Annotated in this window: 20 protein-coding genes and 4 pseudogenes; 13 read left to right on the plus strand and 11 right to left on the minus strand. The window is 66.1% G+C overall.

The annotated features are described in order from the left end of the window. From CFP65_RS40100 to CFP65_RS04065, 4 genes are read right to left on the minus strand one after another with little or no spacing between them, the layout of a single operon-like run. Entirely contained in the window at positions 1-894 is an 894-nt protein-coding gene (locus CFP65_RS40100; RefSeq protein WP_217368135.1) for a hypothetical protein, read from the minus strand. Continuing rightward, positions 891-2,882, minus strand: coding sequence for a hypothetical protein (locus tag CFP65_RS04055; RefSeq protein ID WP_104814781.1), 1,992 nt, complete (start codon positions 2,880-2,882; stop codon positions 891-893). The genes CFP65_RS40100 and CFP65_RS04055 overlap by 4 nt, the downstream gene beginning before the upstream one ends. Further along, positions 2,879-3,904 (minus strand): PD-(D/E)XK motif protein, encoded by a 1,026-nt coding sequence (locus CFP65_RS04060; protein ID WP_104814782.1) that lies wholly within the window; start codon positions 3,902-3,904, stop codon positions 2,879-2,881. Before CFP65_RS04060 ends, CFP65_RS04055 begins: the two co-directional genes overlap by 4 nt. Beyond that, a complete protein-coding gene (locus CFP65_RS04065; protein WP_104814783.1) occupies positions 3,901-6,459 on the minus strand; it encodes a Z1 domain-containing protein in 2,559 nt (852 codons plus the stop codon). The genes CFP65_RS04060 and CFP65_RS04065 overlap by 4 nt, the downstream gene beginning before the upstream one ends. 293 nt (positions 6,460-6,752) lie before the next feature. Between CFP65_RS04065 and CFP65_RS04070 the strand changes: the two genes are divergently transcribed. The 3 genes from CFP65_RS04070 (at position 6,753) to CFP65_RS04085 (ending at position 9,705) form a co-directional block, all read left to right on the plus strand. Continuing rightward, positions 6,753-7,484, plus strand: coding sequence for a phosphoglycerate mutase family protein (locus CFP65_RS04070; protein ID WP_104814784.1), 732 nt, complete (start codon positions 6,753-6,755; stop codon positions 7,482-7,484). Positions 7,485-7,584: 100 nt separating this feature from the next. After that, the gene (locus tag CFP65_RS40105) at positions 7,585-8,259 is read left to right on the plus strand and encodes a very short patch repair endonuclease (protein ID WP_104814785.1); all 675 of its coding nucleotides are present in this window, start codon (positions 7,585-7,587) and stop codon (positions 8,257-8,259) included. Positions 8,260-8,820: 561 nt separating this feature from the next. Then, a complete protein-coding gene (locus CFP65_RS04085) occupies positions 8,821-9,705 on the plus strand; it encodes an IS5 family transposase (RefSeq protein ID WP_104820641.1) in 885 nt (294 codons plus the stop codon). On the opposite strand, the pseudogene CFP65_RS04090 reads toward CFP65_RS04085, so the two are convergent. After that, a pseudogene (locus CFP65_RS04090) lies at positions 9,706-10,648 on the minus strand (transposase). 337 nt (positions 10,649-10,985) lie between these two features. Between CFP65_RS04090 and CFP65_RS04095 the strand changes: the two are divergent. Together CFP65_RS04095 and CFP65_RS04100 are read left to right on the plus strand one after the other, a co-directional pair. Then, the gene (locus CFP65_RS04095) at positions 10,986-11,825 is read left to right on the plus strand and encodes an IS5 family transposase (protein WP_104814788.1); all 840 of its coding nucleotides are present in this window, start codon (positions 10,986-10,988) and stop codon (positions 11,823-11,825) included. A 263-nt stretch (positions 11,826-12,088) separates the two neighbouring features. Then, a complete protein-coding gene (locus CFP65_RS04100) occupies positions 12,089-12,928 on the plus strand; it encodes an IS5 family transposase (protein WP_104814788.1) in 840 nt (279 codons plus the stop codon). Between the two features lie 24 nt (positions 12,929-12,952). Here CFP65_RS04100 and CFP65_RS40110 read toward each other — a convergent pair whose 3' ends face one another. Continuing rightward, on the minus strand, positions 12,953-13,264 hold the full coding sequence (locus CFP65_RS40110) for a hypothetical protein (RefSeq protein WP_217368136.1): 312 nt from the start codon (positions 13,262-13,264) through the stop codon (positions 12,953-12,955). Beyond that, positions 13,254-13,529, minus strand: a complete 276-nt coding sequence (locus CFP65_RS40115; RefSeq protein ID WP_371682515.1) for a transposase — start codon at positions 13,527-13,529, stop codon at positions 13,254-13,256. Before CFP65_RS40115 ends, CFP65_RS40110 begins: the two co-directional genes overlap by 11 nt. A gap of 187 nt (positions 13,530-13,716) precedes the next feature. On the opposite strand from CFP65_RS40115, the pseudogene CFP65_RS40490 reads away from it, so the two are divergent. From CFP65_RS40490 to CFP65_RS40120, 5 genes and pseudogenes are all read left to right on the plus strand, one after another. Then, a pseudogene (locus tag CFP65_RS40490) lies at positions 13,717-13,995 on the plus strand (ISAs1 family transposase); the annotation flags it as partial. 123 nt (positions 13,996-14,118) lie between these two features. After that, positions 14,119-14,496, plus strand: coding sequence for a hypothetical protein (locus CFP65_RS40495; RefSeq protein WP_254552216.1), 378 nt, complete (start codon positions 14,119-14,121; stop codon positions 14,494-14,496). Between the two features lie 161 nt (positions 14,497-14,657). After that, the gene (locus CFP65_RS04115; RefSeq protein WP_104814789.1) at positions 14,658-17,681 is read left to right on the plus strand and encodes an ATP-binding protein; all 3,024 of its coding nucleotides are present in this window, start codon (positions 14,658-14,660) and stop codon (positions 17,679-17,681) included. 26 nt (positions 17,682-17,707) lie between these two features. Further along, complete coding sequence (locus tag CFP65_RS38675) at positions 17,708-19,402, plus strand: response regulator receiver domain (protein WP_158702017.1); 1,695 nt, start codon at positions 17,708-17,710, stop codon at positions 19,400-19,402. Positions 19,403-19,653: 251 nt separating this feature from the next. Next, a complete protein-coding gene (locus tag CFP65_RS40120; RefSeq protein WP_256387262.1) occupies positions 19,654-20,064 on the plus strand; it encodes a transposase family protein in 411 nt (136 codons plus the stop codon). A gap of 312 nt (positions 20,065-20,376) precedes the next feature. Here the strand turns inward: CFP65_RS40120 and CFP65_RS04130 are convergent, their stop codons facing one another. Continuing rightward, positions 20,377-21,195 carry a hypothetical protein gene (locus tag CFP65_RS04130; RefSeq protein WP_104814791.1) on the minus strand — a complete coding sequence of 273 codons (819 nt, stop codon included), beginning with the start codon at positions 21,193-21,195 and terminating at the stop codon, positions 20,377-20,379. On the opposite strand from CFP65_RS04130, the pseudogene istA reads away from it, so the two are divergent. Next, positions 21,140-22,228, plus strand: a pseudogene (gene istA / locus CFP65_RS04135) (IS21 family transposase); the annotation flags it as partial. The gene CFP65_RS04130 and the pseudogene istA sit on opposite strands and share 56 nt — an antisense overlap. Next, positions 22,225-22,995, plus strand: coding sequence for an IS21-like element helper ATPase IstB (istB, locus tag CFP65_RS04140; protein ID WP_104814792.1), 771 nt, complete (start codon positions 22,225-22,227; stop codon positions 22,993-22,995). The pseudogene istA and the gene istB, both read left to right, overlap by 4 nt. Positions 22,996-23,032: 37 nt before the next feature. Here istB and CFP65_RS04145 read toward each other — a convergent pair whose 3' ends face one another. After that, positions 23,033-24,112: an IS630 family transposase gene (locus tag CFP65_RS04145; RefSeq protein ID WP_158702018.1), complete on the minus strand. Its 1,080-nt coding sequence runs from the start codon at positions 24,110-24,112 to the stop codon at positions 23,033-23,035. 71 nt (positions 24,113-24,183) lie between these two features. Here CFP65_RS04145 and CFP65_RS04150 point away from each other — a divergent pair, with 71 nt between their 5' ends. Beyond that, positions 24,184-24,489: a hypothetical protein gene (locus tag CFP65_RS04150; protein WP_254552218.1), complete on the plus strand. Its 306-nt coding sequence runs from the start codon at positions 24,184-24,186 to the stop codon at positions 24,487-24,489. Here CFP65_RS04150 and CFP65_RS04155 read toward each other — a convergent pair whose 3' ends face one another. Further along, positions 24,490-24,819 (minus strand): hypothetical protein, encoded by a 330-nt coding sequence (locus CFP65_RS04155; protein ID WP_158702019.1) that lies wholly within the window; start codon positions 24,817-24,819, stop codon positions 24,490-24,492. Positions 24,820-24,953: 134 nt separating this feature from the next. Then, positions 24,954-25,957 (minus strand): annotated as a pseudogene (locus tag CFP65_RS04160) (IS5 family transposase). Positions 25,958-25,999: the final 42 nt, after the last annotated feature.

Here is a 25,999-nt window from a genome sequence, read left to right on the forward strand (position 1 = left end):
TCACACCTCGAAGATCTTGACGGCCGCCTGCAGGTCGGAGGCGAACAGTGCGGGCGACTGCCGTTGGCGCAGACGGACGTCGGTGATCGACTGGTCCGGGAACAGCCGGTCGAACAGGCTCTGCAGCGTGGCGCCCAGAGAGCCGTCGGGGAAGTCGGCGTCCTCGGTGAAGTCGTCGTTGCCGAGCGCGTGCTCGATCATGATCCGTGCGGCGTCGGCGTAGACCGCCGAGAGCACGACCCGATCGACCTGACGCGGCTTGCCCGCGTTCTCGAACGCCGCGGTGGTGACCGTGTTCCGCTCGTTGACGAGCAGGAGGAGGGAACCCATGGTGGCGCTCTCCAGACCTCCGCTGATCCGAAGGTGCCAGGCCGCCTCGTCCGGGAAGGAGGTCCGGGAGAAGTCGATCACGGCCATGGGGAACTGCGGCGCGTCGCCCTGGAGGCGGAGCGACTCCCGGTCGCTCCACAGTACGGAGCCGGCCCGGCGGGGTGAGGAGGGACGACCATCGGTCCGGCGCTCGGCCAGGACGAGAGCGGTGTCGAGGAGTAGCAGGCCCCCCAGGTCGGCACCGCGGAGAAAGACGTCGATTTCCGCCGTGATCGTGCCGCCGTCGGCCAGACGCAGGCGACTCGCGGGCCCGCTGAGGTTGGAGCCGGTGGCCGTCCACACGGCGGCGAGGGTGAGGGCCGCGTCGGCCGGAAGGCCCGACTGCGACCGCGCTCGGGCCAGGTCGATCCGAACCGTCCTACGCAGGTGCAGGTCCATGTGATAGTCCCAGTCCGGCAGTGCCTCGGGCATGGGGACCTCGCCGTCCTCGGTCACCAGCGACCACGGCTCGACGGTGACGACGTCCTCGGACGGTATGCGATAGGGGAGGACGCGCCGAGTCACCGGGCCTTCACCGCCTCGACCTTGACGTCGATCTCGGTCATCGTGTCCGGGGCCGGGCGCACGAGGGCGCGCCAGACGGACTCGCCGCCCTCGACCACGCACGCATCGCCGGTGTGCAGGCGGCCGTCGCCGTCCTCCCAGCCCAGGAGCACGGGCATGCTCGCACCGACAGGCGGATCCGTCTCGCGGCCCCCGCTGCCGGGGAGTGTCACGGCCAGATCGATCCGTACCCGCTGCGGTCCGGGCACGGGCAGGCGGAACTCCTGGACGAGCACCGAGTCGTCACCTCGGTCGTCGTAGTACGGATCGCCGACGTACTGCACGCGCGGCCTACGGCGCATCGCGGCTCCCGCACCGTACGGCTGGGCATCGGCAAGCGCCTGTTGCCCGGGTCGGGGGTCTCCCGGCGTTCCCACTCCGTAGGGGCCCGGCGTGGCCGTGTCGGAGGGTGCCTCGTGAGGAACGGATCCCGGGTCGAATCCACTCCTCTCCTCCCCGTCCACCTTCCGTTTGAAGGCACGCACCGCCGTGCTGCCCGGTTTGGAGAAGGCGGTGGCGCCACCAATGCCCCAGGCACCCCCCACCAGCCCGGAGAACCGGGAGCTGGCCGCGCCCAGCGCGACATGGCTGGCACCGGGGCGGGTGACGCCTCCGAGGGAGAGCAGGCCTTCCAACGATTCGTTGATGCGCCGGAAGGTCGTCTGTACGAAGGTGCTCTCGGGTCTGTCGAGCGACTGCGGGTTCCACGCATCGTGCGTCGGCGGCTCGGCCTTTGCGTAGACCTCGTCCATGGCCTCGTCGGCCCGGAAGACGCCGGCGTAGCCCTGATTCGCGCTCGGCGGCTTGGGCCCGCGTCGATAGGTGACCACGAGTTCCGCGGGTCGCATCAGACACACGTGGTGCACGAGGTCCTCGATGTCGAGCATGCGTGAGGCGCGGGTCGGCTCCACGGGCGGCATGATCCTCTTGACCAGCCCCAGGCGCCCGAGATGCCGCTTGGGGCTCTTGCACTCCAGGTCGGTGCCGTCCGGGCCGATCATCGCCTCGTAGGCGGCGACGAACATGTTGAGCGGACGGGTCTCCCTCGGATCCGGTACGGGGAACTCGACGCCGTCGCAGGTGACGGAGAACCGCATCGCCGCAGGCCTGCCGGGGGTGGAGATCATCTTGGGCCAGAGGTGCCACGCGATGGTGTCGGCCAGGTACTCGGCCGCGGCGGCGGGCTCGAGCCCGTCCAGGTTCGGGTCAATGACGACGATGGTCGTCCCGGTCTCCTCCGGCCCGAACGGCCTGAGCCCCAGGCGCTGGGCGGTGGCTTCCGCAACCGGTCCCACCAGCGGCTCTACGACGTCTCCCGAGGTGTCGCCCCACCAGTGCCGACCGGTGTACTCGCGGCCCTCGGACCCGGCGGCCACGTAGCTCTTCCACAGGGTGCAGCCGATGAGCCGGGTCTCGTACCCGCCCTTCGGGGTGCGGCAGCGGGAGTGCACGAGGATCGTTCCGGCCCTGGACACCAGGTAGAAGATGCCCTTGCCGAACCCGTACGTGCCCCCGCCCAGCGCGGTGTCCCGCGGCGCACCTACGTTGCGGATGAACGAGACGAAATCCCGGTCGGGCCCTACGGGATCGTCGGCGCGAGTGGGTCCCCCGAGTCCTCGGGTGCCTCGATCGGAGACGACCAGGACGCGGGCCGCCCCTCGCCTCAGCGTATCTCGCAGCGGGAAGTCCTCCGCTCCGGCGGGCGCACCGTCGAGCAGGAGCTCTCGCCACGCGCCGGAGTGCGCCGGGCCGACCGTCCACATGTCGATCCGATAGTCGACCGGCGCGGGCGAAGGGATGAGGCGAGCGTCCCAACTGTTCTGGGCGGACTCACGCACCAGGATGGTGAGCAGATCGAGTTCCGGCCGTCCGAGTTGGTTGCGGATGCCTTCGGCCGCGGGCCCGCCCAACGGCGGATAGGGCTGGGAGAACCACCGGGGCGCCGTCACTCGGACTCCTGGATCATGTGGTCGATCGTCAGGGCGATCTGGTCGGCCGTCAGGGGGTTCGGAACTTCGCCGGACAGGTCGATGGTGTACTCGACGTCCAGAACCGAGACCGGTACGCCGGCCGCGATGAGTGTCCGGCCTGTCAGCGCGGGGAAACCGCCGTCGACGCCGTACCACCTCTCCTCGGCCACCGCGAAGGTCACGTCGCGGTAGCGCTCCGCGTCGGGCCGGTGGTAACCGGCTCTTGCAAGCAGGTCGAGCAGTGCGGTCTCGTCGTCACAGAGTCGAAGTGCCTCTTCCACCACCTCTGTGAACGCGGTGCCGACACCGTTCGCGCCGGTGCGCTGCAGCCGGAACCAGGCAAGACGGAGCGAGCCGTTCTCCGGCGGTTCGAGCTGGTCGAGCCCGTGGATCCGCGGCCTTCGTCCCTCACTGCTCGTACTCGCCTTCACCTCGACGGCCGTGCTCCCGCCAAGGAAGTCGTGGCAGTGGCCCTCGGGGCCGCGCCAAAGGCGATGTGCGCTCGGGTCCTTGGTCAGCAGCCGGTTGAGCACCGTCAATTCGCCGAAGAGGCCCGCCAACTCCTCCGGCCCCAGCGGAGCCGACTGTGTGAGGAAGAGAGCCTTCCACCGGTCGATTACACGGTAGAGCGCCTTTACGGGGTTCTCGGGCGACTCCCGCACCGCGTCGAGCACGTCGACACACAGTTCCGTGAACAGGTCGTCGAGGTCGTCGCGCAGGCAGGCGAGATCGACATACGTCTGGTAGGTCTCCGCGTCTTCCAGCGGTAGCTTGCGCAGCCGAAGGACGGGCCCGTCCAGACCCGAACGGACCTTGCGGTGCGTGTGTATCGGCACAAGGACGTGGCGGTGCCCGTCATGGTCGACGGCCACCGCCAACGGCCCGCTCTCGACCACGACGGGCAGCTCGGCGACCCGCAGCCGACGGTCCCCCGTCGGCTGCTCGGCCTCCAGCTCCGACCACAACCGCTCGACGAGACCGTGGAGCTCGTCGTCGCTCATGCGTCCTCGTCGTCGAGGACGCTGTAGTCCTCGTCCTCGATCCGAACATTGGACAGGTTCGCGGATACGTAGCTCTCGACCGTGCTGTCACCATGACGCGGCTCGGGGAAGACCAGGCCGACACCGATGACGTGGTCCTCCGCGTTCAGAGGCACACGCAGCCTCTTGGCCGGGAGCGGCTCCGACACCTTGTCGATCGGGTACAGGACGAGCAGACCGGTGTCGGGAAGCTGCCTCCGGCGCTCCTCCATGATGCCCTTCTCGGTCAGTTTCCCGGTGTCGCCGGCCAGGTCCACCGCGGCGTCCCGACGGCTCATCAGCGTCTTGATGTCGGCGAAGTCCGGTACGGGGTTAGGGAGATCGAGACGGGCACGGTTGTTGCGCCCGACGCTCACGCCGGGGGCGAACGCGAAGTCCTCCCCCTTGGGATTACCGACGATCGCAACGTTCCACCGGCCCAACGATCCGGCCTTGGAGACTCGCTTCCGGATGTAGTCGATGATCAGATCGGCGTCGTTCTCCGGGGACTTCTCGTGGAACCGGTAGGTCGACAGGAAGTCGATCACGAGGTCGTGCGGCACGTCACGGAAGACGTACCGGCCCTCTGCCGGGCGCTCTTCCGCCCTGACCGCGTTCGCGACCGAGGCCTTGATCAGAGCGCGCGCGGCGTCCGCGTTCCGACCCAGCCAGCCGGCGTTGGTGTGGAAGTAATGGGTCTGCACCCGCTTCCCGCCGTAGGAGGAAGCCGCCGTGACCGCGTCGCGCATCTTGGCGGCCGCGGTCACCCGCAGGGCCGGGTGCGTGCGCAGGCGGACGGCGAAGGTGAGCGGGGTCTCGTCCTCGGTCATGTAGATGTCGATGTCCCGGCGCATCTCGGTCTCGACGGTGGCCAGGTGTCGGAACCACTCGGCCAACTCATCGGTCATCCAGATCCGCGGCAGGTCAGCGTATCCCTTCCGGAAGCCGAACCAACGGCCCATCTGCAGCAGCGTGTCGTACGCCGACACGGAACGGACGAAGTAGCTGACTGACAGACCGTAAAGCGTCAATCCCCGCGAGAGGGTGTTGCCGCCCACCGCGATCGCCACGACCGGGCCGTTCTCGTAGTCGAGGCGGTCCTCGCTGCTGGAGTTGTCCATGATGACGCGGCAACTCTCGAGAACTCCCGACAGTTCGGGCAGCAGCCGCTCGAACGGCACCTTCGTCTCGCCGAAGTCCTCGGCCGGCACACGCTCGGTCTCCGACTCCCACAGATCACTCAGCCGCGCGAGGAAGTCGGCGTCGCCCGCGGACAGGGAGCGCTCGAACCGGTCACGCAGATGCTCCAACGGCCTCTTGAAGCTGTTGTGAACCGCGGTGTTGACGCTGGTGTGGATCAGCATCGTGTTGTGTGGATCGCCGGTACCACGAACGCGTCGGGCGGCGGTGACCAGCCAGAAGTACTCGACCGCCCGACGAAGGGTGTCGGTGATGAAGGGCTCGAAGCCCTCCACGTCGGCCCGGGTCTCCGGACGCACGGCCGCCACGTCGTCATCGGGGACCGAGCGGATCATGTCGTAGCCGTCGTCGACCTGCTCCGGGTCCTCGCCGTCGAGGGCGTATCGGCCGAAGAGGACCTCGGTGCCGAAGTGCCCCTCCGGCTTGGGGAGGTTGACGACGAAGTCCTTCGGATAGAGGTCCGCCGCACTCGGGTCGATCAGCAGGTTCGCGAACGGCGATGCCGTGTACCCGACGTAGGCGGACCTCGGCAGGGAACTCATGATCCCCAGGATCAGAGGGTTGATCGACTTCGTGGCCACGGTGGCCTGGTCGGCCTCGTCGTCGATGATCAGCGCGGGGCAGTCCTCGAGGTAGTCCGACGCCTTCTCGAGCCACGCGGCCAACTTGCGCAGCACCGTCGCATTCTTCTTCACGACGCACAGCACGTGCGTCCTGTTGTTCCGCCCGAAGTACGACGCAGGGTTCTCCCCCGGCGTGAAGTCCTTGTCGAGCCCGGTCAGCTGGGACCACAGCGAGGGGTTCGGCTCCACCAACTGCTGCACGAGTCGAGCCTGGGTCTGACGCCGGAGCCCGTTGTGGATTCCCGCCAACACGATGAACAGCTTGTAGCCGCGATCGGCCGCCTTGGCGACGACCGATGTGAAGTTGGTGGTCTTGCCGGACTGCACGTAGCCGACGACGAGACCCCGTGTGGAGAAGGCCTTCTGCTTCGGGTGGTTCAACAACGAGACGACGCGGGTGGAGGAGTCGTCGAGACTCCGGATCGCGGGCTCCGGAGGCCAATCGTCCTTGCGAAGCAGGTCCGTGATCGCCGGCCAGCACTTGTCCTTGGGCTGCGGACCCGTGTACCACGTGTCGCGGTTGCCCAGGATCACCGCGTGGGGTTCCTCGAGCTCCCTGATGCGGACCGTCTGCTGCTCATGCCGCTCCCGGATCCGCTCCACGATGTCCGGGCTGATACCGAGGCGCTCCAGTCGCTTGACAGCCTCCGAAGGGGGGAACGAGTCCAGAAGCGCCTTGAACGTGTCGTACATCTCGTCGAATTCATCGGTCATCAGGTTCGACCGCTCTCCGTTCCCGTTCGATCCAGCCAGCTCTGCAGCCGCGCGTCGAGGCCTCGCGACACACGTCTCGTGGAGACTACGCACCCCTCCAGGCGCATCCTCGCCACATCGCAGGTACACGTTAGTGGTCGCACAGAGGTCCGGGTCGTGATTAGCGAGGTTTCGTCAGTGCCGCTCACCGCCGGGTATGTGCGCGCATCTACAGCGAGAAGGAGACCAGCACTTGGGAGACCCGCCCACTCACCGACACGGCATGACCCCGCCAATAACGTCGGTGAGACCGGATGGCAGTGGAGATCGCCTACGAGACGCACTCCACCACCGCCGACAACGAGGCTGGCATCGCCACCGGCCGGCTCGCAGATGAGCTCTCGGAACTGGGCCGCCGCCAGGCTCGGGAACTCGGCGCCCGCCGACCAGGCCACGGCTTCGCGGCCGCTTTCGTCTCTGACCCGCACCGCGCCGTCCAGACGGCCCGGATCGCGTTCCGCGACGGCCCACCCCTCTCGATCAGGACAAGCGGCTGCACGACTGCAACCACGGTGATCCCAACGGAAGCCCACTCCCCCACGTCTCCGCTCAACCAGCCCGGCACATCGACGAACGGTTCCCCGGCGGCCAGGGTTACCGCCAGGTCGTCGGGGCCACCAACGCCTTCCGCCACGACCTCGTTTCCGGGTGGGAGGGCAGCAGAATCCTGGCAATCGCCCGCTCGGCCTTCCGGTGGCACCCTTCCCCCCGGACGGCCGTCGAACGACATGCTCGACACACCGCCCGCCTGGCGCCCGGACTGGCCGGATACGCTGCTGGCCGACTGGACCGACTCAGCCGGTTGCACCTGGACGGAGCCGCTCCAAGACTGGATCGTGCCGGCCGCGCTTTCCTCCCGTTCCGGCAGCGGCCCCGTGATGGGCTGCTGCAACGACCCCGAGGCCCGTATCGTCGGTGCCGGAACGCATTCTCGGCAGTGGGGACAGGCGAGTGGCAGTGAAGCGCGAGGGCGGGCCGTCGAATAGATCCGTCCCCGATCGTTCGTGGCGTCGCAAGCCCGGGCTTGACAGGGCACAGCAGTCTCGGGAGCAGAACCGGGCCGCCGGCGGTGCGGAGCGCAGGCTGGTGGATGCTGGCGAAGGGCTTCTCCAGCCAGCGACCGTAGTGCTGAACGCATCCCCCCGAACCGGACGGGTCAGGGCCGTTCTTCGCTGGTATGTCGACGGCCGATCGACCACGGCGGTGCTGGGCGACGTCGACCGCCCCACCCGAGCGGGAAACCTACGCGAAGGGTGGCGGCTGGCCGAAGAGGCCGGCTTGCTCTCGAGCGCGCCGGTCCCGGAGAGCTCATGGGCGTCGTCTCCCGCGACGCGGAAGTCGATGCGCGCGAACAGGGCCAAAGACACCAAGCCCGAGCTGCGACTTCGGTCGCTACTGCACCGCGACGGGCTCCGGTACCGCGTCTCGGTACGCCCGGTACCAACCCTCCGTCGCACAGCGGACGTGGTGTTCACGAAGGCGAAGGTGGCGGTCTTCGTGGACGGCTGCTACTGGCACGGCTGCCCGGAACACGGAAGCCTACCGGCAACCAACCGCGGCTTCTGGACGGAGAAGATCAAGGGCAACAAGGCCAGAGACGCGGAGACGGTCCGTCTACTGGAACAGGCCGGTTGGAAGGTCCTTCGAATCTGGGAACACGTCCCTCCGGAGGAGGGGGCTCGCCTCGTAGCCGAGACGGTGTCCGCGGCCCGCCAGGAGGCCCGCGCGGCGCGGGGATCAGAGAAGGCGGCCGTTGAGTAGGTCGTCAAGGGCGTCGGCCTCTCGACGCAGAACGATTCTGCCGTCACCGTCACTGTAGGCAAGTAGCTGTGCACCGATCGAAATCCCGGCTTCGGCGAGGACGCTCAGGGGGAGTTCAATCAGACCACCCTCTCGAACAACGACTTCAGCAGGTTCCCGAATCATGACGCCCAGTCTGTCACGGTCATAAAGCCCGACAGCCGCTACGACGTCGGCAAGCTCGGTGGTTGCCGTCTACCGCGGCATCAGTCGACCGCCGCCCGAAGCCGGAAGGACCCGCCCACCTGCGCGGCCTGGCCGTGGACGGTGATGACGCTCCCTGAAACTGGCTCTGACCGGAGTTCCGGATGCTGTTGGTGATCTTCATGAGTGACGGGTTCGAGTCCCGCCACTCAGTTGTTGGCACAGTTGCTGGAGGCGGGTGGTCGAACCTGTTCGATGGCCCGCCGCTCCACCATCGTCACGGTGCTGGCTGAGAAAGTGTTGGGTAATTGATCGACTGCTTGGTGTGATGTGCGGCCGGTGATCTTCGTGGTCGAGGAGCCCGCGAGGATCACCGGTATGTGTGTCTGTTCGTGCAAGCCTTCGTACGACTCGTCGTTGACGGATGCTCAGTGGGCGATGATCGAGCCGCTGCTGCCGGGGCGGGATCCGCGCAGGGGCGGCCGGCCGCTGAAGTTCCCTCGCCGCCTGGTCGTCGACACGGTTCTGTACGTCCTGGTCAGTGGTTGTGCCTGGCGGCTGGTGCCGCACGACCTGGCGCCGTGGGACGCGGCCTACCGGTGGTTTCGTGCGTGGAGCGCCGACGGGACGTGGGACCGGGTCCACGACGTGTTGCGTGACCGGGTGAGGGTCGCGGACGGTCGGGATCCGCAGCCGTCGGCGGCGGTGCCGGACTCCCAGTCCGTACGCAGTCACCAGGGCGGCGAGGCGATCGGCTACGACGCGGGCAAGCGTGTCCGGGGCCGCAAGCGGCACCTGCTGGTGGACAGCTGTGGACTGGTCCTGAAGGCGGTCGTGCACTCCGCGTCCGTCCAGGAGCGGGCGGGCGCGAAGCTGGTCCTGGCCGGCATCCGTGGTCTGTTCCCGCGGGTCGGGCTGGTCTGGGTCGACGGCGGCTACGTCAACGCGATCGATGCCGGTCTGGTCGGCTGGGCTGCCGCGCACGAGGACCTGACGGTGGTGGCGGTGCCGCGCAACGCGGATGTGAAAGGCTTCCAGGTGCTGCCCCGCAGGTGGGTGGTCGAGCGGACATTCTCCTGGCTGGGGCGGTGCAGACGGTTGGCACGGGACTACGAGCGCAAGACCGCGCACGCCGAAGCGATGATCAAGGTCGCCATGATCCGCCTGATGGCCGCCCGCCTCGCCGGCGAGGAGGTCGAACCACGCGGCCCCATCGAGACCGAAGCAGCCCGCCGCCTCGCCGATGACCTCAAGAACGAGTAGTCACCCGCTTACCCAACACTTTCTGAGGCGGATGATGTTGGTCCCGGCCGCGGTGAGGACATGCTGGACGTGGGTCTTCGCGGCGCCGCGGTAACGGCAGTTGCGCAGGCCGTTGGCGTGGACGGTCTCGGAGACGGTGGCTTCGCAGCCTGCCCGCATCGCGGGTCCCCTGCTCTTTCCTGACACGGTTCTGGATCTCCTGCAGGGGCTGCGGCAGCAGCAGGAGGTGGCGACCCTTGCCGTCGACGTTCCCGGTGCACCTGGGGCGGTCGTCGCAGGCCCGGCAGACGGCCCGGGGGAAGAGCACGGACAGGCGCGGCTGGCCGTCGGCGAGTGTCGCCTTCCAAGGTGGGCTGGTAGCGCCGTTGGGGCAAGTGAGCGTCCGTTCTTCCCAGTTGGGGAGGAAGTCTTCCTTGTTGAAGCCCGGCAGGGCTCGTGTCCTGGGCGGGAGCCGGACCGGGCCGACCAGGTCGATCCCGTACTCGGTCCTGGCCCGGTGGATGGTGGCCGGGCTGGTGTAGCCGCCGTCGACCAGGTGCTCGGCAGGCGCCAAGTCGCGTGCGGCGAGGTCGGAGTGGATCTGTTCCAGGGTGTCGATGTCCTGCTCGGGTGCCGGGGTGGTGGCGACGTGCACGATCACGTTCGGCAGGCCGGTGTCGCAGGTCTCGGCCTGGTGGTCCTTGTAGCCGACCCACTCGGCCTTGCCGGGTTTGTGGCTGAAGCGGGCCTGCGGGTCGTGGGGAGAAACGATCTCCACCGACGACCACGGAACCCGGGCCGAGGCGGGGTCGGGCCGCCCGTCGGAGGCTTCTGCGGCCATCGACCGCCGAGGACTGTGGCGCCGGCTCAACCGGTCGCGGGTCTGCTTGGGCCCGCGCCAGCCCAATCGTCCTTCCTCGTCGTACCAGTACTGCTGGACCCAGACCTGCCGCAGGACCTCCATCTGCGGCAATGCCCGCAGCCGGGCCGGGGCACCTGCCCGAGGACGGCTCGCAGCAGCCGCATTCCGTCCTCGCCGACCGTCAGGGCGTACCGCTCCCGCTCCTTACTGGGCGTTTCGTCTCCAAGTGCACTGATTGATACCGGTATGCGATGTGCCTGACTGGCTGTTCCGCCGGTACGCCATGTGCTGCTGTTCTGGGAGTGCTGCCTGCATACGAATGCCCGCCGGAACTGCGCAGTACGTCCTGTCTCATCCCAAAAAGCCGGGCTGGAGCACGTTCGTCCCGCGGTTCCGACGGCCTCTGGCCAGAAGCGAGGTTCCGCAGTATGCCGTCATCATGACGGATCGTCGACCGTATCCCAGCGACCTGTCCGACGCCCGCTGGGCCTTGGTCGAACCCACCCTCTCCGCCTGGCGCCGCGCCAGGACCGAACGTGCCCTGGCGTTCGGCCGGCCACCCGAGCACGAACTGCGGGATCTACTGGACGCGATCCTCTACGTCGACCGCACCGGCATCCCCTGGCGCTACCTCCCGCACGACTACCCGCCCTGGGAGACCGTCTACGCCTACTTCGCCCGGTGGCAGAAGGAAGGCGTGTTCGAGCAGCTCAACGGCCTTCTCCGACGTCTGGTCCGCGCCGCCGAAGGCCGTGATCCGGAGCCGACGGCGTGCATCATCGACTCCCAGAGCGTGAAGACCTCCACGAACGTTCCCGCCGCCACGCAGGGCATCGACGTCGGGAAGAAGATCGCGGGCAGGAAGCGCAACATCGTCACCGACACGATCGGCCTGCTGCTGATGGTGCTGGTCACCGCCGCGAGCGTGCAGGACGGTACTGCCGGCCGGCAACTGCTGACCGTGGTCGCCACCAACCACCCCACAGTCCACAAGGCCTGGGCCGATATGGGCTACAAGAACGCCGTCGTCGAGCACGGAGCAACCTTGGGCATCGACGTCGAGATCGTCCGCCGTGACCCCGCCACCAGGGGATTCGTCGTCCAGCCCCGACGCTGGGTCGTCGAACGCACCCTGGGCTGGCTCATGAACCACCGCCGCCTGGCCCGCGATTACGAAGCCCTCCCCGCTCGCTCCGAAGCCATGATCCACGTCGCAATGATCAACCTCATGACCCGCCGACTCACCGGCGAGAGCACCCCGACCTGGCGAGGAACGTGAGCCTCGGAACCAGGGACAAAACGCTCAGTTACTGGGCGTTTCGTCTCCAAGTGCACTGATTGATACCGGTATGCGATGTGCCTGACTGGCTGTTCCGCCGGTACGCCATGTGCTGCTGTTCTGGGAGTGCTGCCTGCATACGAATGCCCGCCGGAACTGCGCAGTACGTCCTGTCTCATCCCAAAAAGCCGGGCTGGAGCACGTTCGTCCCGCGGTTCCGACGGCCTCTGGCCAGAAGCGAGGTTCCGCAGTATGCCGTCATCATGACGGATCGTCGACCGTATCCCAGCGACCTGTCCGACGCCCGCTGGGCCTTGGTCGAACCCACCCTCTCCGCCTGGCGCCGCGCCAGGACCGAACGTGCCCTGGCGTTCGGCCGGCCACCCGAGCACGAACTGCGGGATCTACTGGACGCGATCCTCTACGTCGACCGCACCGGCATCCCCTGGCGCTACCTCCCGCACGACTACCCGCCCTGGGAGACCGTCTACGCCTACTTCGCCCGGTGGCAGAAGGAAGGCGTGTTCGAGCAGCTCAACGGCCTTCTCCGACGTCTGGTCCGCGCCGCCGAAGGCCGTGATCCGGAGCCGACGGCGTGCATCATCGACTCCCAGAGCGTGAAGACCTCCACGAACGTTCCCGCCGCCACGCAGGGCATCGACGTCGGGAAGAAGATCGCGGGCAGGAAGCGCAACATCGTCACCGACACGATCGGCCTGCTGCTGATGGTGCTGGTCACCGCCGCGAGCGTGCAGGACGGTACTGCCGGCCGGCAACTGCTGACCGTGGTCGCCACCAACCACCCCACAGTCCACAAGGCCTGGGCCGATATGGGCTACAAGAACGCCGTCGTCGAGCACGGAGCAACCTTGGGCATCGACGTCGAGATCGTCCGCCGTGACCCCGCCACCAGGGGATTCGTCGTCCAGCCCCGACGCTGGGTCGTCGAACGCACCCTGGGCTGGCTCATGAACCACCGCCGCCTGGCCCGCGATTACGAAGCCCTCCCCGCTCGCTCCGAAGCCATGATCCACGTCGCAATGATCAACCTCATGACCCGCCGACTCACCGGCGAGAGCACCCCGACCTGGCGAGGAACGTGAGCCTCGGAACCAGGGACAAAACGCTCAGTTAGTCTCCCTGGGCAGCCGGTCATAGCGCACCGGCCGCCCGTAACGGCGGGCCCACTCGTCCGCGAGCAGGATGGACAGCCATTCCCCGTCAGCGCGTGCCAGCTCTTCGAGGGCAGCGCGCAGGCTCTCGCCGACCAGCTCGATGCGGTCCAGGCTCCGCACCGCCGCCAGGACGTGGGTGGAGTCGGTGCGCTGACGCCCGCGGCGCTTGACCAGGCCCGCGTCGACCAGCCGGTCCACCATCACCGTCAGCAGCCGGTCCGCTCGGTCGCCCTCGGCCATCCGGTCGCGGAACTCACTGAGCACCGAGAAATCGAACCCGGGATCGTCCAACTCCAGCCCCAAGCAGTAACTTCCAGTCCAGACGGCACCGGACCGCTTCTGCGGCCTGCCGGTCCGTCAGGTTCTCGGCGTACTGCAGTACGGACACCAACGCGAGCCGCGCCGGCGACAGCCCAGGCCGCCCGTCGACCGGGTACCACTCGGCAAAGTCCTCATCGACGAACAGCCCGTCCAGGCGGTCCCGCACCCACATCGCCGCAGTCCCCCGAGGATTGCTCGCCCGCGCCATCCGCACGGTCAACGGCGGAATCTCTCGCCCCGGCCACGAGCCCGTCGCCACCGTAACCAGCCCCCTTCAACCTGCTCGGACCTCCCGTTCAGGACAGCAGGTGGACAAGGCCAGTGACGGGCAAAGCCCTCAGCCTCACTCTCGCCAGTGAAGATCACCAACAGCATCCGCAAACGCGGTCAGAGCCAAATCGCGGATTCTCATCAACGGCAAGAGCCTGCGCGGCGCGGCCAGGGCGAAGAGCCGCAGGATCCACCTGCTCGCCGCGGTGGAACACACCACCGGCCTGGTCCTGGCCCAGCTGGACGTCGCCGAGAAGACGAACGAGATCACCTGCTTCCAGCCGCTGCTGGACACGATCGCCGACCTCGCCGGGACCGTGGTCACCAGCGACGCGCTGCACACCCAGCGAGAGCACGCCGCCGACCTCCTGGGCCAAGGCGCCCACTACATCGTGATCGTCTAGGGCAACCAGAAGCACCTGCGCAAGCAGCTCAAGTCGCTCCCCTGGAAGCAGATCCCGCTCCAGGGCCGCACCGGGAGCAAGGGCCACGGCCGCTCCGAGATCCGCCGGATCAAGGCAGCCGCTTTGAACAGTCTGCTGTTCCCCGGCGCCCGGCAGGCCATCCAGATCAAACGCCACCGCACCTGCCGCAAGACCGGCAGGACCACCGTCAAGACGATCCACGCCGTCACCAGCCTGACCACCGAGCAGGCCACGCCTGCCGGGCTCGCCCGGCTGGTCCGCGACCACTGGGGCATCGCGGCCCTGCACCACATCCGCGACACCACCTTCGCCGAGGACGCTTCCCAACTGCGGACCGGCAACGCACCCTGTGCGATGGCCACCTGGCGCAACCTCGCCGTCGGTTCCATGAAGCTGACCGGTATCACCAACATCGCCGCAGGACTGCGGCGCAACGCTCGCGACCCCCGACGACCACTCGCCCTCCTCGGCCTCGTGTGATCAAACCGGACGTCATCCGACTACGCCGAAGCCCTGCTGGCCTACCCGGTTCAGCGTGACGACGACGTGGCCCTCAAAGAGGTGAAGGCTGCGCTAGCCAGACACTAAGGTAGGAGGCTCCGTAGCTTGCAAGGACAGCATGAGACACGAGGTGTGAGCTGGTGGCTAACTTTCGCACGTCCGCGCGCACCGTCGACATGCTTGGCAGGCAACAGATCGCGGGGATCCCGACCGCAATCAATGAGCTCTTCAAGAACTCTTATGATGCGTATGCCACCACAGTGGTCGTGGATTGGCTGAGGGACCGTGAATTTTTGGTGGTTCGGGACGATGGCATCGGGATGAGTCATCGAGATTTCTTGGAACGCTGGCTGACCATCGGCACTGACAGCAAGACAGCTGGCGGGAGACTTGAGGCCCTCCCGATCCCGCCGGATGCCCGTCGACGACCAGTGATGGGGGAAAAGGGAATCGGTCGCCTGGCGATTGCAGCGCTAGGAGCCCAGACCCTCGTTCTCTCTCGGCGCCGTGAGGATCCTGGCCAGACCAGTGGCGAGGCCCCTGTGGTTGCGGCACTGATTCCATGGAAACTGTTTGAGATGCCCGGGATCACCCTGGATGACATCGAAATCCCAGTACTCAAAGTGGCGCCCCCAGACGCGCTCTCGAACGAGACGATCAATCGCCTAACTTCAGCCCTGGGTGACACGCTTCATCGTCTGCACGGCATGGCTGATCAAGAATTCCTGGATGTCATCCAAGCCGATCTCACGCGTCTTCGCGAGTTCGACTTGAGCTCACTGCGTCGACTTCCCGGTCCACAGATTGGCGCTCCGGGCAGCCATGGAACAGTCTTCATCGTGAGCCCAACCGATGAATCTCTCCCCATTGAAGTTGATGGAGATAGAGGTCGACCACCGGGAGAGCAGGCCAGCCAGCTGGTCAAATTGCTCACAGGCTTTTCGGACACGATGTCCCGAGGACACCGAGAGCCTGAGATGCGCACATCCTTCGTCGTGCGTCGAGATTCGGGTGAGGCAATTGACCTGATCGACGGTGACGAGTTCTTCACGGATCGCGACTTCCGAGAATCTGACCATGAGTTCGTGGGAGAGTTCGATGAGTATGGAACTTTCCGCGGCGAAGTCTCGATCTATCAGCAGAACCCAGTCGAGCATGTAGTGCCATGGCCGGCTGGCAAAGGATCACAGACGCAGTGCGGCCCGTTCAAGATCCGCTTCGGTTATGTCCATGCCGAACTTCGCCACTCCAGCCTTTCTCCCGACGTGCACGCGCAGATTAACCGAAAGCTGAACAAGGTGGCAGGCCTCTACGTCTATCGCGATGGGGTTCGAATTCTGCCCTATGGCAGCAGTGACATTGACTACCTTGGCATCGAAGAGCGCAGAAGCCGGAATGCCGGATACTACTTCTTCTCGTATCGTCGAATGTTTGGCGCGATTGAAATTTCGGCCACCGCCAACGCCAGGCTGCAGGAAAAAGCTGGGCGCGAAGGGTTTCGCGAGAACGTAGCCTACCGTCAATTCCAAGCGATCTTGATCAACTTTATTACGCAGCTTGCTGCGGACTTTTTCAGGTCAAGCTCAGATATGGGGCAAGAATTTCTTTCCAAGAGGGACGTGCTGGAGCGCACTGAGCAGATTCGGCGTAAGCGCGACAAGGTGGCCGGATCAGAGCGCGAAGCGTTTCGCCATGCGCTGCAGAAGGTGTTGGGTGAGTTCGCCGAAAACGAGCCTCAAAATCGGGCGCTTGACATCGTTCGTTCCGTAGGGCTCCAACTGTCGGATCTTGATCCATCGAGCCCGTCGACGCTGGATGAGGCCCTGGCTATTGAAAAGTCCGCCGAGTTGGAATTTCGAAAGATCGGCGAACGCTACACCGTCGAACGCCCGCGAGGTATTGGGTTGGATCGGGAAACCAGTAGGGACTGGTCCACCTATGAGCGCGAGCTTCAGTTTTTTGAGCGTGGTTTCCTGGCGTCGGCCGCTTCGGATGTCCGTGGAAAAGTTGCCGCAACGACGAGCGCAGCGGTCCCCTTGAATGTGCTGAACCAACGGGTCCGTCAGCAAGGCCAGAGGATGCTCGACGGCAACTTGAACGTGTGGATCCAGGGCGTGCAGGAGCTTCCACGGGACGCCGATGCTGTCGCACTCCAAGTGTTGGAAAGAGTTCGAGCGGCTGTAAATTCGGCGTCACGTCGGGCCAAGGATCTGGCAGACGAAATGAGCGCAGTCGCAGACAGCTTGGATCAGGTTGAGATCTTCGAGTTGCGTCAGCGAATGCTCGATGAACTGGATGCTGAACTTGATCGCCAGCAAAAGTCTCTCGCCCCAATTCGCGCGTACCTTAGCAGCTTCGAGGCATTGCTCAGCGGAAACGATGAGTTGGGCGATCAAATGGAAGCTGTAGAGGAAGAGGTGCTCGCGCTTCGAAATCAGGTCGACACGGACCTGGAGTTGACGCAGCTGGGTCGAGCCATCGAGCTAATCAATCACGAGTTCGCTTCGAGCATCAAGGCGGTCCGCCGCAACCTTCGGGCGCTGAGGCCGTGGGGAAATCGCAACCCTAAGCTTGGAGAGATCGAACGGGAGCTGGCTGCTGCATTCGAGCATCTTGACAACTACTTGGCCCTCTTCACTCCGCTACAGAGAAGGCTGTATCGGAAGCCGACACAAATCAGAGGCGCGCAGATTGAGCAGTTCTTGATGGATCTGTTTGGTGAGCGCCTCCGCCGGCATGACGTTGTCCTCACTGCGACAGATGCCTTCTCTCGGTTTGCGTTCTCCGGATATCCATCAACGTTTTATCCAGTTTTTGTCAACTTGGTGGATAATGCCATCTTCTGGCTATCGGACAGGCCGCAGCCACGGATCATCGAATTGGACGAGACCGCCGGAACATTGAAGGTCTCAGATAATGGTCCGGGTATCTCCATGCGTGACCGCGAAGCTGTCTTCGAGCACGGCTTCTCTCGCAAGCCCGGCGGGCGGGGCCTTGGTCTCAAGATCAGCAAGGATGTATTGCAGCGTTCGGGGTGGTCTTTGCGCGTTGATCCCACAGGGGGGCTCCCGTGGCCGCCTAGTGGCCTGCATGACGCGGTTGGGCCGGGTGGGGGGAGAGGTGCAGAATTCCTGATCATTCCTCCCGGCGACGAAGAAGATTAGTGGGCGACGTTAAGGTGGGGACACCAATGACTTTCAGTAAGGAATCCGAGCAAGTAGCACTGCAGTACCTGCAAACGGTCGTGGTGATCGACGATGGCCTCCTGCTCGGCGTTGAGGACGCATCTGGCGAAGCGGAGGTTGTGGATCCCGTCGACCCTCTGGAAGTTGATCCCGCGGAGGGCGAGGGAGAGACGAAGACTCAAGGGTCGGCCGGCCAGGACCTTGATGGCGCTCCCGACGATTTGCTGCGGGGTGAACAGCTAATTCGCGGCTTTGCGGAGAAGGGTCTGGTTTGCGGCCTCCTGAAGCCGTCCAGTGGTCAAGAGTTGGAAGATATCAAGTCCGGGCAGTACCAGCGCCTTTTTGCTCGTGCGGACGTCATGGTCTTGGACTGGTCTCTTGCTAGAGATGAAGGTGCCACAACCCGCAAGTTGATCTTGGACTTGGTGGGGAAGTCAGAAGAAAGAGTCAAGCGCCTGCGCTTGATCTGCATCTATACAAATAGTCCGAACTTGGCGAGCATCCAGGAAAGTATTGCCTTGGATCTCAGGGCGGATGGGATCAATAGCTTCGTCGGCGGCGAAATGGAGCGCGACTGGTTTGTGCAGGGCGGCGACTTTCGAATTGCAATCCTTGGCAAGACTGGAGTCAGTCGACTGCCGCATTTTTCGGAGGCCGAGGTCCCGGAGGGAGAACTGCCGAGCAGAATCGTTACTGAATTCACTCGGCTCGCCCATGGACTTATGCCAGCCCTGGCGCTGAACAGCTTGGCCATCTTGCGCGACAACGCACCTATGCTCCTACAGCGCTTTAACGGCAATTTGGATCCGGCCTTTGTAAGCCACGAGCTGCTCACAGGGCAAGGTAGGCGCTTTGCGGTTCAGCTTATTTCCCGGGAGATTCAGTCGATCCTCGAAGCTGCCGATGCGGGTTCCGTTCTTTCTCACCAAAACGTCAAGGCATGGGCGGCCACCAAACTTGAAGCGGTATCGTCCGACGAACTTGAAGTGAAGATGGGCAATAGTCGGCGAAAGTTCAAGAAACTGGATGTATTGACAGCGATTTCGCAAGAGGAATTTTCTCTTCAAACTTTTCGTGAACTTAAGACCACGGATGGACTCAAGCTTGGCGCGGCGAAGCTCGCCTCGCTCAGCTCGCTCTTTTCGCCGGATCCGGATGCTCTTGACTCAGACGAGCAGTTGGGGCTTCTCTCTTGTTTGAGTCGTGATCTTCACGGCAGGTACGACGGCACTCGGATGCCGACGCTTCAGCTTGGTTCCATCGTTGCGCAGCGTGAGCAGGATTCTTCGGGCGAAGTTCGGTATTGGCTTTGCTTGCAGGCGCTTTGTGATTCAGAGCGCGTGACCGGACCCAGAGGGTTTCCTCTGATTCCACTTCGTCCGGCTAGCAATGGAGCCGAATTTGACTTCCTGATTATGGACCATAGTGGCGTCAGGGTGCAGCTTTCCGGCTCATCGCGCCCATTTGAGATGAAGGTAGTCGAGTTCTCCCCGGAGCAGGGTGATGATGTTATTCGGGCTACGCGGCGAGATGGCGAACTTGTCTTCCAGGACTGCGGGCATGGAAGCTGGTACTGGGTCGCAGAGCTGAGGCCCGAGCATGCGCTTCGAGTTTCTCATCAGATGGCGAGCCAGATCAGCCGAATTGGCCTTGATGAATCCGAATGGCTCCGACTGAGCGGAAATAATAAGAAGAGCTGATCGGCTAATCTTTCCCATGGGGCCTGAATATCCCTCAGCTGGCAAGAATTGGCGACGTTGTCGGCAATGCTTTGCGAGCATCTGCCTCGGTGCGGCCGTAGAGGGCTGCTCTGGGGGACATGCGGATTTCGGGTAATCGACGGAAGCGCCCAGCCCGTGCGAGTAATCCATGTCAGGCACGGGCCAGGGCTTCGACAAAGTCGCCTGGCGTCTGGTTCGTGACGGTCCGTCGGTGATCCGAGTGGAAGACCGTGCCTGCCTGCGCATCATCGCCGATATCGCCCGCTCTTGACCAGCTTCGCGGGGCGCCGTTGCTGCCCTGCGAGGCGCCGCGCCTGCTGGAACGTCTCACCGAGGTGCCGGACCCGCGTGATCCGCGCGGAGTGAGCCACCCGCTGGCCGTCGTCCTCGCCCTAGCCGCATGCGCGGTCCTGGTCGGGGCTGCCTCCCAGGTCGGCGTCCGCCCCGATCCGATACTCCCTGCCCGGCAACGGCCCTCCGCAGCCAACTGCGACGGTTCTGCGACCAGGGCTGGAGATTCGCTGAAGGAGCGGTCACGTTCACGGGCGCATCCAGCATCACGATCGTTCGCTACCGATACCGCGGAGCACGCATCCCGGCTCCGTCCCTGGACCATCGAATCGGTAGCCCTCACAGGCTGACCGGCGGGCTAGACACGTGGAGAGCCGGATGCGGTGAAGTCGCATGTCCGGTTCGGACGGGCGGCTCAGGGAAACGGATCAGCGGTTACGCTGCCACCGCGCCCTGTGCCGACCGCACAGGGTCACGACAGGTCGCCAGCCGCGCTGCGCTGGCGTCCAGTGCAGCGCCGGTGCCTGACGGCCCGTCGGCCAGTAACCATGGCCGTCTGTGACGGGCGCAAATGCCTCCCCCAACATCCCGCACGCTCTGGCTGCAGGGGCTGCGGCTCGTTGGGCTTCCCGCAGGCGACCTGGAAACCGGACCGTGCGATGTCAATGCCAGCTGGAGCGACTGTTCTCGGGCCCGTAGGGGCTCCAACCGTTGAGGAAGGGCTTGAGTTCTTGCAGTTCGACCTTGCCGGGCCTGGGCATCGTGGGCAGGGTGTCGAGCGGGTCGATGGTGCGTACGTACTCGCGGGCCCAGGCGAGCCAGGTCCTTGCGGAGGCTCGGTCAGCCGCATCGTCGACGGCTTGGGAGGAGGCGAGCCGTTCCTCCAGGGCGTCGCAGTAGGTGCGCAGTTCAGTGCTCTCGCGCCACTGGTGTGCCTGCTGGCGCAACTGCTTGGCGTACTGCTCCTGGAGGGCTTGCTCCTTGGCCGCCGCCATCGCGGTCTCCCAGCCGACTCGGCGCTCCGCTTTCGCACGCTCCTCGTCGATGGCGCCCTGTCGGTCGTCAACGGCGCGCTGCTGGAGCTCTTCGAGGATAGTCGGCAGGAGCTCCTCCAGGCTCCAGCTCTTGCGGTCGTGCCAGGTGCACTGCCGCGTCGCCCGGTAGTGAGGGAGCTCGAGGGAGAGGCGCTCGGCTTTCTCCGGGTCGGTGGCCTGGGGAGCTTCCTGCTGGATGGTGACCGTGTAGGCGAAGCCGTCGATCACGATGTCGAGTTCGCCCTCGCGGCGAGAGTAACTCGATGGATGGCTGCGGCCGTTGTAGTAGTACGCGCGGCTGCGATGGCGTTCGGCCACGGGCTTCTCGCGCACCTGGTGGCCGCGCCGAACGGCTTCTGCTGCAAGGGCCTCGAACAGCAGTAGCGCCACGGCCCGGCCCCGGATCGCCGAGGAACTCGGCATCACGCCGAAGGAACTGGCGGGCATGCACCGCAGGTTCGAGGTCATCCCGGGCGCCCAGGCCCAGGTGGACTGGGGTGACGAGGGAAAGATCCTCGACCATATGGGCATCCCGAAGGTCTATTCCTTCCACATGACGCTGTCGTACTCGCGTGACCCGTTCTGCTGCTTCACCACCAGCCAGGACCTGCAGACGTTCTTCGACTGCCACCGCCGGGCCTTCGCCCACTTCGGCGGGGCGCCGATGACGATCGTCTACGACCGCACCAAGACCGTCGTCCGCCGGCACGTCGCCCCCGGCGAAGCAGTACCGCTGCATCCGGAGGCGGTCGGCTTCGCCGGCCACTACGACTTCGACATCGACGTGCTGGCCGCCTACCGGCCCCAGGGCAAGGGCAGGGTCGAGCGGCAGGTGCTGATCGTCCGTGACCACGTCCTGTCCGGCCGCTCCTTCTCCTCCGTCGAGGAGATCGACGCCGCGTTCGCCGCCTGGGTGCCGCAACGACGCGCCCAGATCCACAAGACGCACCGGGAGGTCATCGCCGAGCGGGCGGCCCGCGACCACGCGGCCCTCAAAGCCCTGCCGCCGACCCCCTACCTGGTGGCCGAACGACAGCTGCGGCACGTCGGCAAGGACTGCCTGGTCGCCTTCGACGGCAACCTCTACTCGGTGCCCGCCCGCCGGGTCAGCCCCCGGCAGCTGGTCGAGATCCGGGCTACGAAGTCCCAGGTCATGCTTCACTCCACCTCCGCGGACAGCGACGGCGGCACGCTGCTGGCCGCGCACTCCCGGGCGGTCGGCCGTGGTGCCCGCATCGTCGACGAGAGGCACTGGGACGGGCTCCCCACCGGGCAGGGACGCCGGACCACAACCGGCGACCTCCCCCTCCAGCCCCGCCATGAACGGCCCCTCGGCCAGGAAGCCGGCCCGTTGCAGGCCCTGCTGCACCGGGCCGCAGCGACGCGGGTCGAGGTCGGCCGCCGTCCGCTGTCGGTCTATGACGAACTGACCGGTACCCGCCCCTTCACCACGAACCGAGCGACGAAGGAATCCTCTTGAGCGAGCTGACCGGCAACCGCATCCGCACCACGGCCGGCAAGCTCGGCCTGTCCCATCTGGCAGAGACCATCAACGAGTTCACCCGCCGAGCGGACGAGGCGAAGATGGGGTACGTGGACTTCCTCGACCTGGTGCTGTCCGAGGAACTGGCCGTCCGCGACGACCGCCGCTTCCGCCAGGGCCTTCGGCTGTCCCGGCTGCCGCACCACAAGACGCTGGACGAGTACGACTTCTCGTTCCAGCCCGACCTCGACCCGCGCAAGGTCAAGGACCTGGTCACCCTGTCCTTCGTCGAGACCAAGGCGAACGCCGCCCTGCTGGGGCCGCCCGGGGTCGGCAAGACGCATATCGCCGTCGCTCTCGCGGTCGCGGCCTGCCGGGCCGGCTACTCGATCTACTTCACCAGCCTCGACGACATGGTCCGCAACCTCAAGGCCGCCGAGGCGGCAGGACGGCTGACCAACAAGCTCGGCACCTACCTGCGGCCGAGCGTTCTCGTGGTCGACGAGGTGGGCTACCAGCCGCTGGAACGAGCGGAGGCGAACCTGGTGTTCCAGGTCATCTCCAAGCGTTACGAGAAGGGCTCGATCATCCTGACCTCCAACAAGACCTTCAGTGAGTGGGGCCAGGTCTTCGGCGACGAAGTTCTCGCCACCGCCATCCTCGACCGGCTCCTCCACCACTGCGAAGTGATCGCCATCAACGGTCCCAGCTACCGGCTCAAGAACCGCCTCAAGGCCATCGCACGAGAGACCGAAGTGGCCTAGCTAGTGCTGCTCCGCGGAAGTTCGTGGAGGGTGTTGATCAGGCGGCTTTGAGCGGGGTGCCTTCGTAGGTCCACCGGTAGGGCCTTGCGGTGTCGTTGTGCCCGATTACGTAGGCCTGCAGCTTATCGATCAGGTCGTCGCGGCTGGAGAAATCGCCGTGCCGCACGACCCGGCGGGTCAGGGCGGAGAAGAACAGTTCGACCTGGTTGAGCCACGAGGCGTGCGGCGGGGTCCACCGGACGTGCCAGCGCGGGCGGGCCGCCAGCCACGCTCTGGTGTGTCTGGCCGTGTGAGAGGAACCGTTGTCGAGCACGACGTGGATCTCCTTGCCTGGGGCGATCGCCCGGTCGAGTTGCTCCAGGAACGCGGTGAAGGTCACCGCGTCGTTACGGGTGATCACCTCGGTGAGCACCTCACCGGTGCAAACATCGAGCGCGGCCACGAGGGAAGCCGTGCCGTGGCGCCGGTACTCGAACTCCTGCCTGACCGGCTCGCCGGGCCGCGCGGGACGCCCAGGACAGCGGCGCGAGCGGGCGGCGATCGCGGTCTTCTCGTCGATCGAGAGCACCACCGCTCCCTCGGGCGGATCCAGGTAGAGGGCGCACACCTCGGCGGCCCGCTGCCAGAAGTCCGGGGTGTCCCGCCGGGTGAGCCAGCCTCGCACCTTGTGCGGCTTCAGGTCTAGGCCGGCCAGGATCCGGCCGACCTGGGAGGCGGAAACCGGCGCGAAGCACGTGCCGGCCACCCGCCGGGCGATGGCCCGGTGCGACCAGGTCGACTCCGGATACGGCGGCGCGCTGGTCGCGGTGGCCACGATCGCCACGCGGACCTCGGGCCCGTACGATCGCGGCCGGCCCGAGCGTTCGGCGTCCCGCAGGCCGCCCAGACCCAGGGCTGCGAACCGCCCCCGCCACTTGCGCACCGTGTTCACGCTGACGTCCAGCTCCCGGGCGATCGCGCCGTTGGCGAGTCCGTCCGCCGCCGCGAGTACGATCCGGGCCCGCAGCACCACCCGCACCTCGGACTTCGCCGAAGCCACCGTCCTCACCAGCCGCTCACGGGCCTTGGCCTCCAGCACCACCGCAACCGCCGTCCCCGCCCGTCGCCCACCATGCACGGCCAACGATCATGGCGGGCCGCCGCCGCACCCGGCAGGATGGGCCCGTGCCGAAGAATCCGCCGGAATCTATGCAGCACCACCTACGCCAGCGCCTGAACCGCCACGCCCGCGAACGCTGGCCGCACGTGGACGCCATCGGGGTCCGCTTTCGCGCCGGATTCGCCTACCTGGCAGCCGAGTTGCCCGGTGGACAGAGCCTGCCGCTGTGTCGCCTGCGCTTCACCGGCGTGCTGCACACCTGGGGCTTCGCCCTCTACCTGGCCAGCAGCGACAGCTACAAGGACAACATCCTGCCCAGCGAACTACCGGCCGGCTCCCCCGAGGAAGCCCTCGACTGCGCGGGCGACCTCTACCTCAGCGGACTGGCTATCTGATCAACACCCCTCCACGAACTTCCGCGGAGCAGCACTAGAGCTGGTGTTGCGGCGGTTGAGCCACGACATCTCCAACTCCGACAGCGGAGGGTCAGGCGTAGGGCCGACATTGTTGTAGACGGCCACGGGATCGTCGGGCGCCGACCACGAGCCGACCGCCCACAGTCGATACACGTGCTCACCGCCCCCCTCCAGCGGCACGGTGATGCTCGCGGGCGCCGGAGGGCCGGGAACGCACCGGCCGACGTCATCTCCGTAAGGCCCGCCCCCGAAGACGGCATGCATCCAGCCGTGCGGTGGCGCCCCGCTCAGATCGAACACGTCGTCCATCGCCCACCACCTCCCAGTCGCGAAGATCGTAGTGCAGACGGTGAAGACCACCGCGATCGCCCGGACAGTGCCGCATCAGATGGGGACGTTCAACCGTACGCAGCTGAGGAGCTAGGGCACGTATTCGGTTGTGATCACGGGGCGGTTTTGGTGAGGTCTTTGATCCAGATCATCGCGCCGCGGAGGTGGAGGCCGGCGAGGTAGCTGCCGGGGGTCTTGTCGTATCGCGTGGCGATGCCTCGCCAGGCCTTCAGCTTGTTGATCAGGCGCTCGACGGTGTTCCGCTCCCTGTAGAGGTCGGTGTCGTGGCTGACGGGCCGGCCGCCCTTGCTGCCTTTCTTCTTCCGGTTGGCGGCCTGGTCCTTCTTCTCGGGGATGACCGCCTTGATACGGCGACCGCGCAGGTGGGCGCGGTTGGCGCGGGAGGAGTAGGCCTTGTCCCCGGCGACCGCGTCGGGCCGGGTGCGGGGGCGGCCGACGGGCCCGCGGACCCGCACCTTCTCCAGGACGGGGATGAACTGCGGGCTGTCGGCGGCCTGCCCCTCGGTCAGAATGAACGCCAGCGGGCGGCACCTGCGCTCGCCGGCGACGTGGACCTTGCTGGTCTGTCCGCCTCTGGAGCGTCCGAGCAGGGCGGCCTTCAGGCGGAGCCTTCGCCTGCGTCGGACGCGTCGGAGCTCGTCCCGTTCCGGGTCGTGTGCGGTGTCCTGTCCGTCTTGTCCCTGCGGGCCGCCCCTTTTTGCCGGGCCTTCTCCGCCTCCTCGGCGGCCTTCTCCAGGTCGGCGAGCGTGTCGGGGTCAAGGTGCATCCCGGCGGCGTCGTGGTGGGCCCGGATGGTGGTGGAATCCACGCTGACCAGCGAGAGGTCCACCTCGCCCCGTCTGGCGGCTTCCGTGATCGCGCCCTCCAGCAGGGCCTCGAACACCCTGGCGTCCCTCCACTGCCGGAAGCGGTTGTGGACGGTCGACCAGGCGCCGAACTCGCTCGGCATCTCCCGCCACTGGCCGCCCGTCCGAAACCGCCAGATCACGCCCTCGAACTGGCGGCGCAGCCGCTCGGGGTACGGGCCGTACTCGCCGATCGGCAGGTACGGCTCGATGAACTCCCACTCGGCATCGGTCAGTTGCACACGCGTCACACAACACGATCTACCGGATCAGGCACGAGCGCGAGGGCGAAA

The organism is Kitasatospora sp. MMS16-BH015, from assembly GCF_002943525.1.
Classification (GTDB): Bacteria; Actinomycetota; Actinomycetes; order Streptomycetales; family Streptomycetaceae; genus Kitasatospora.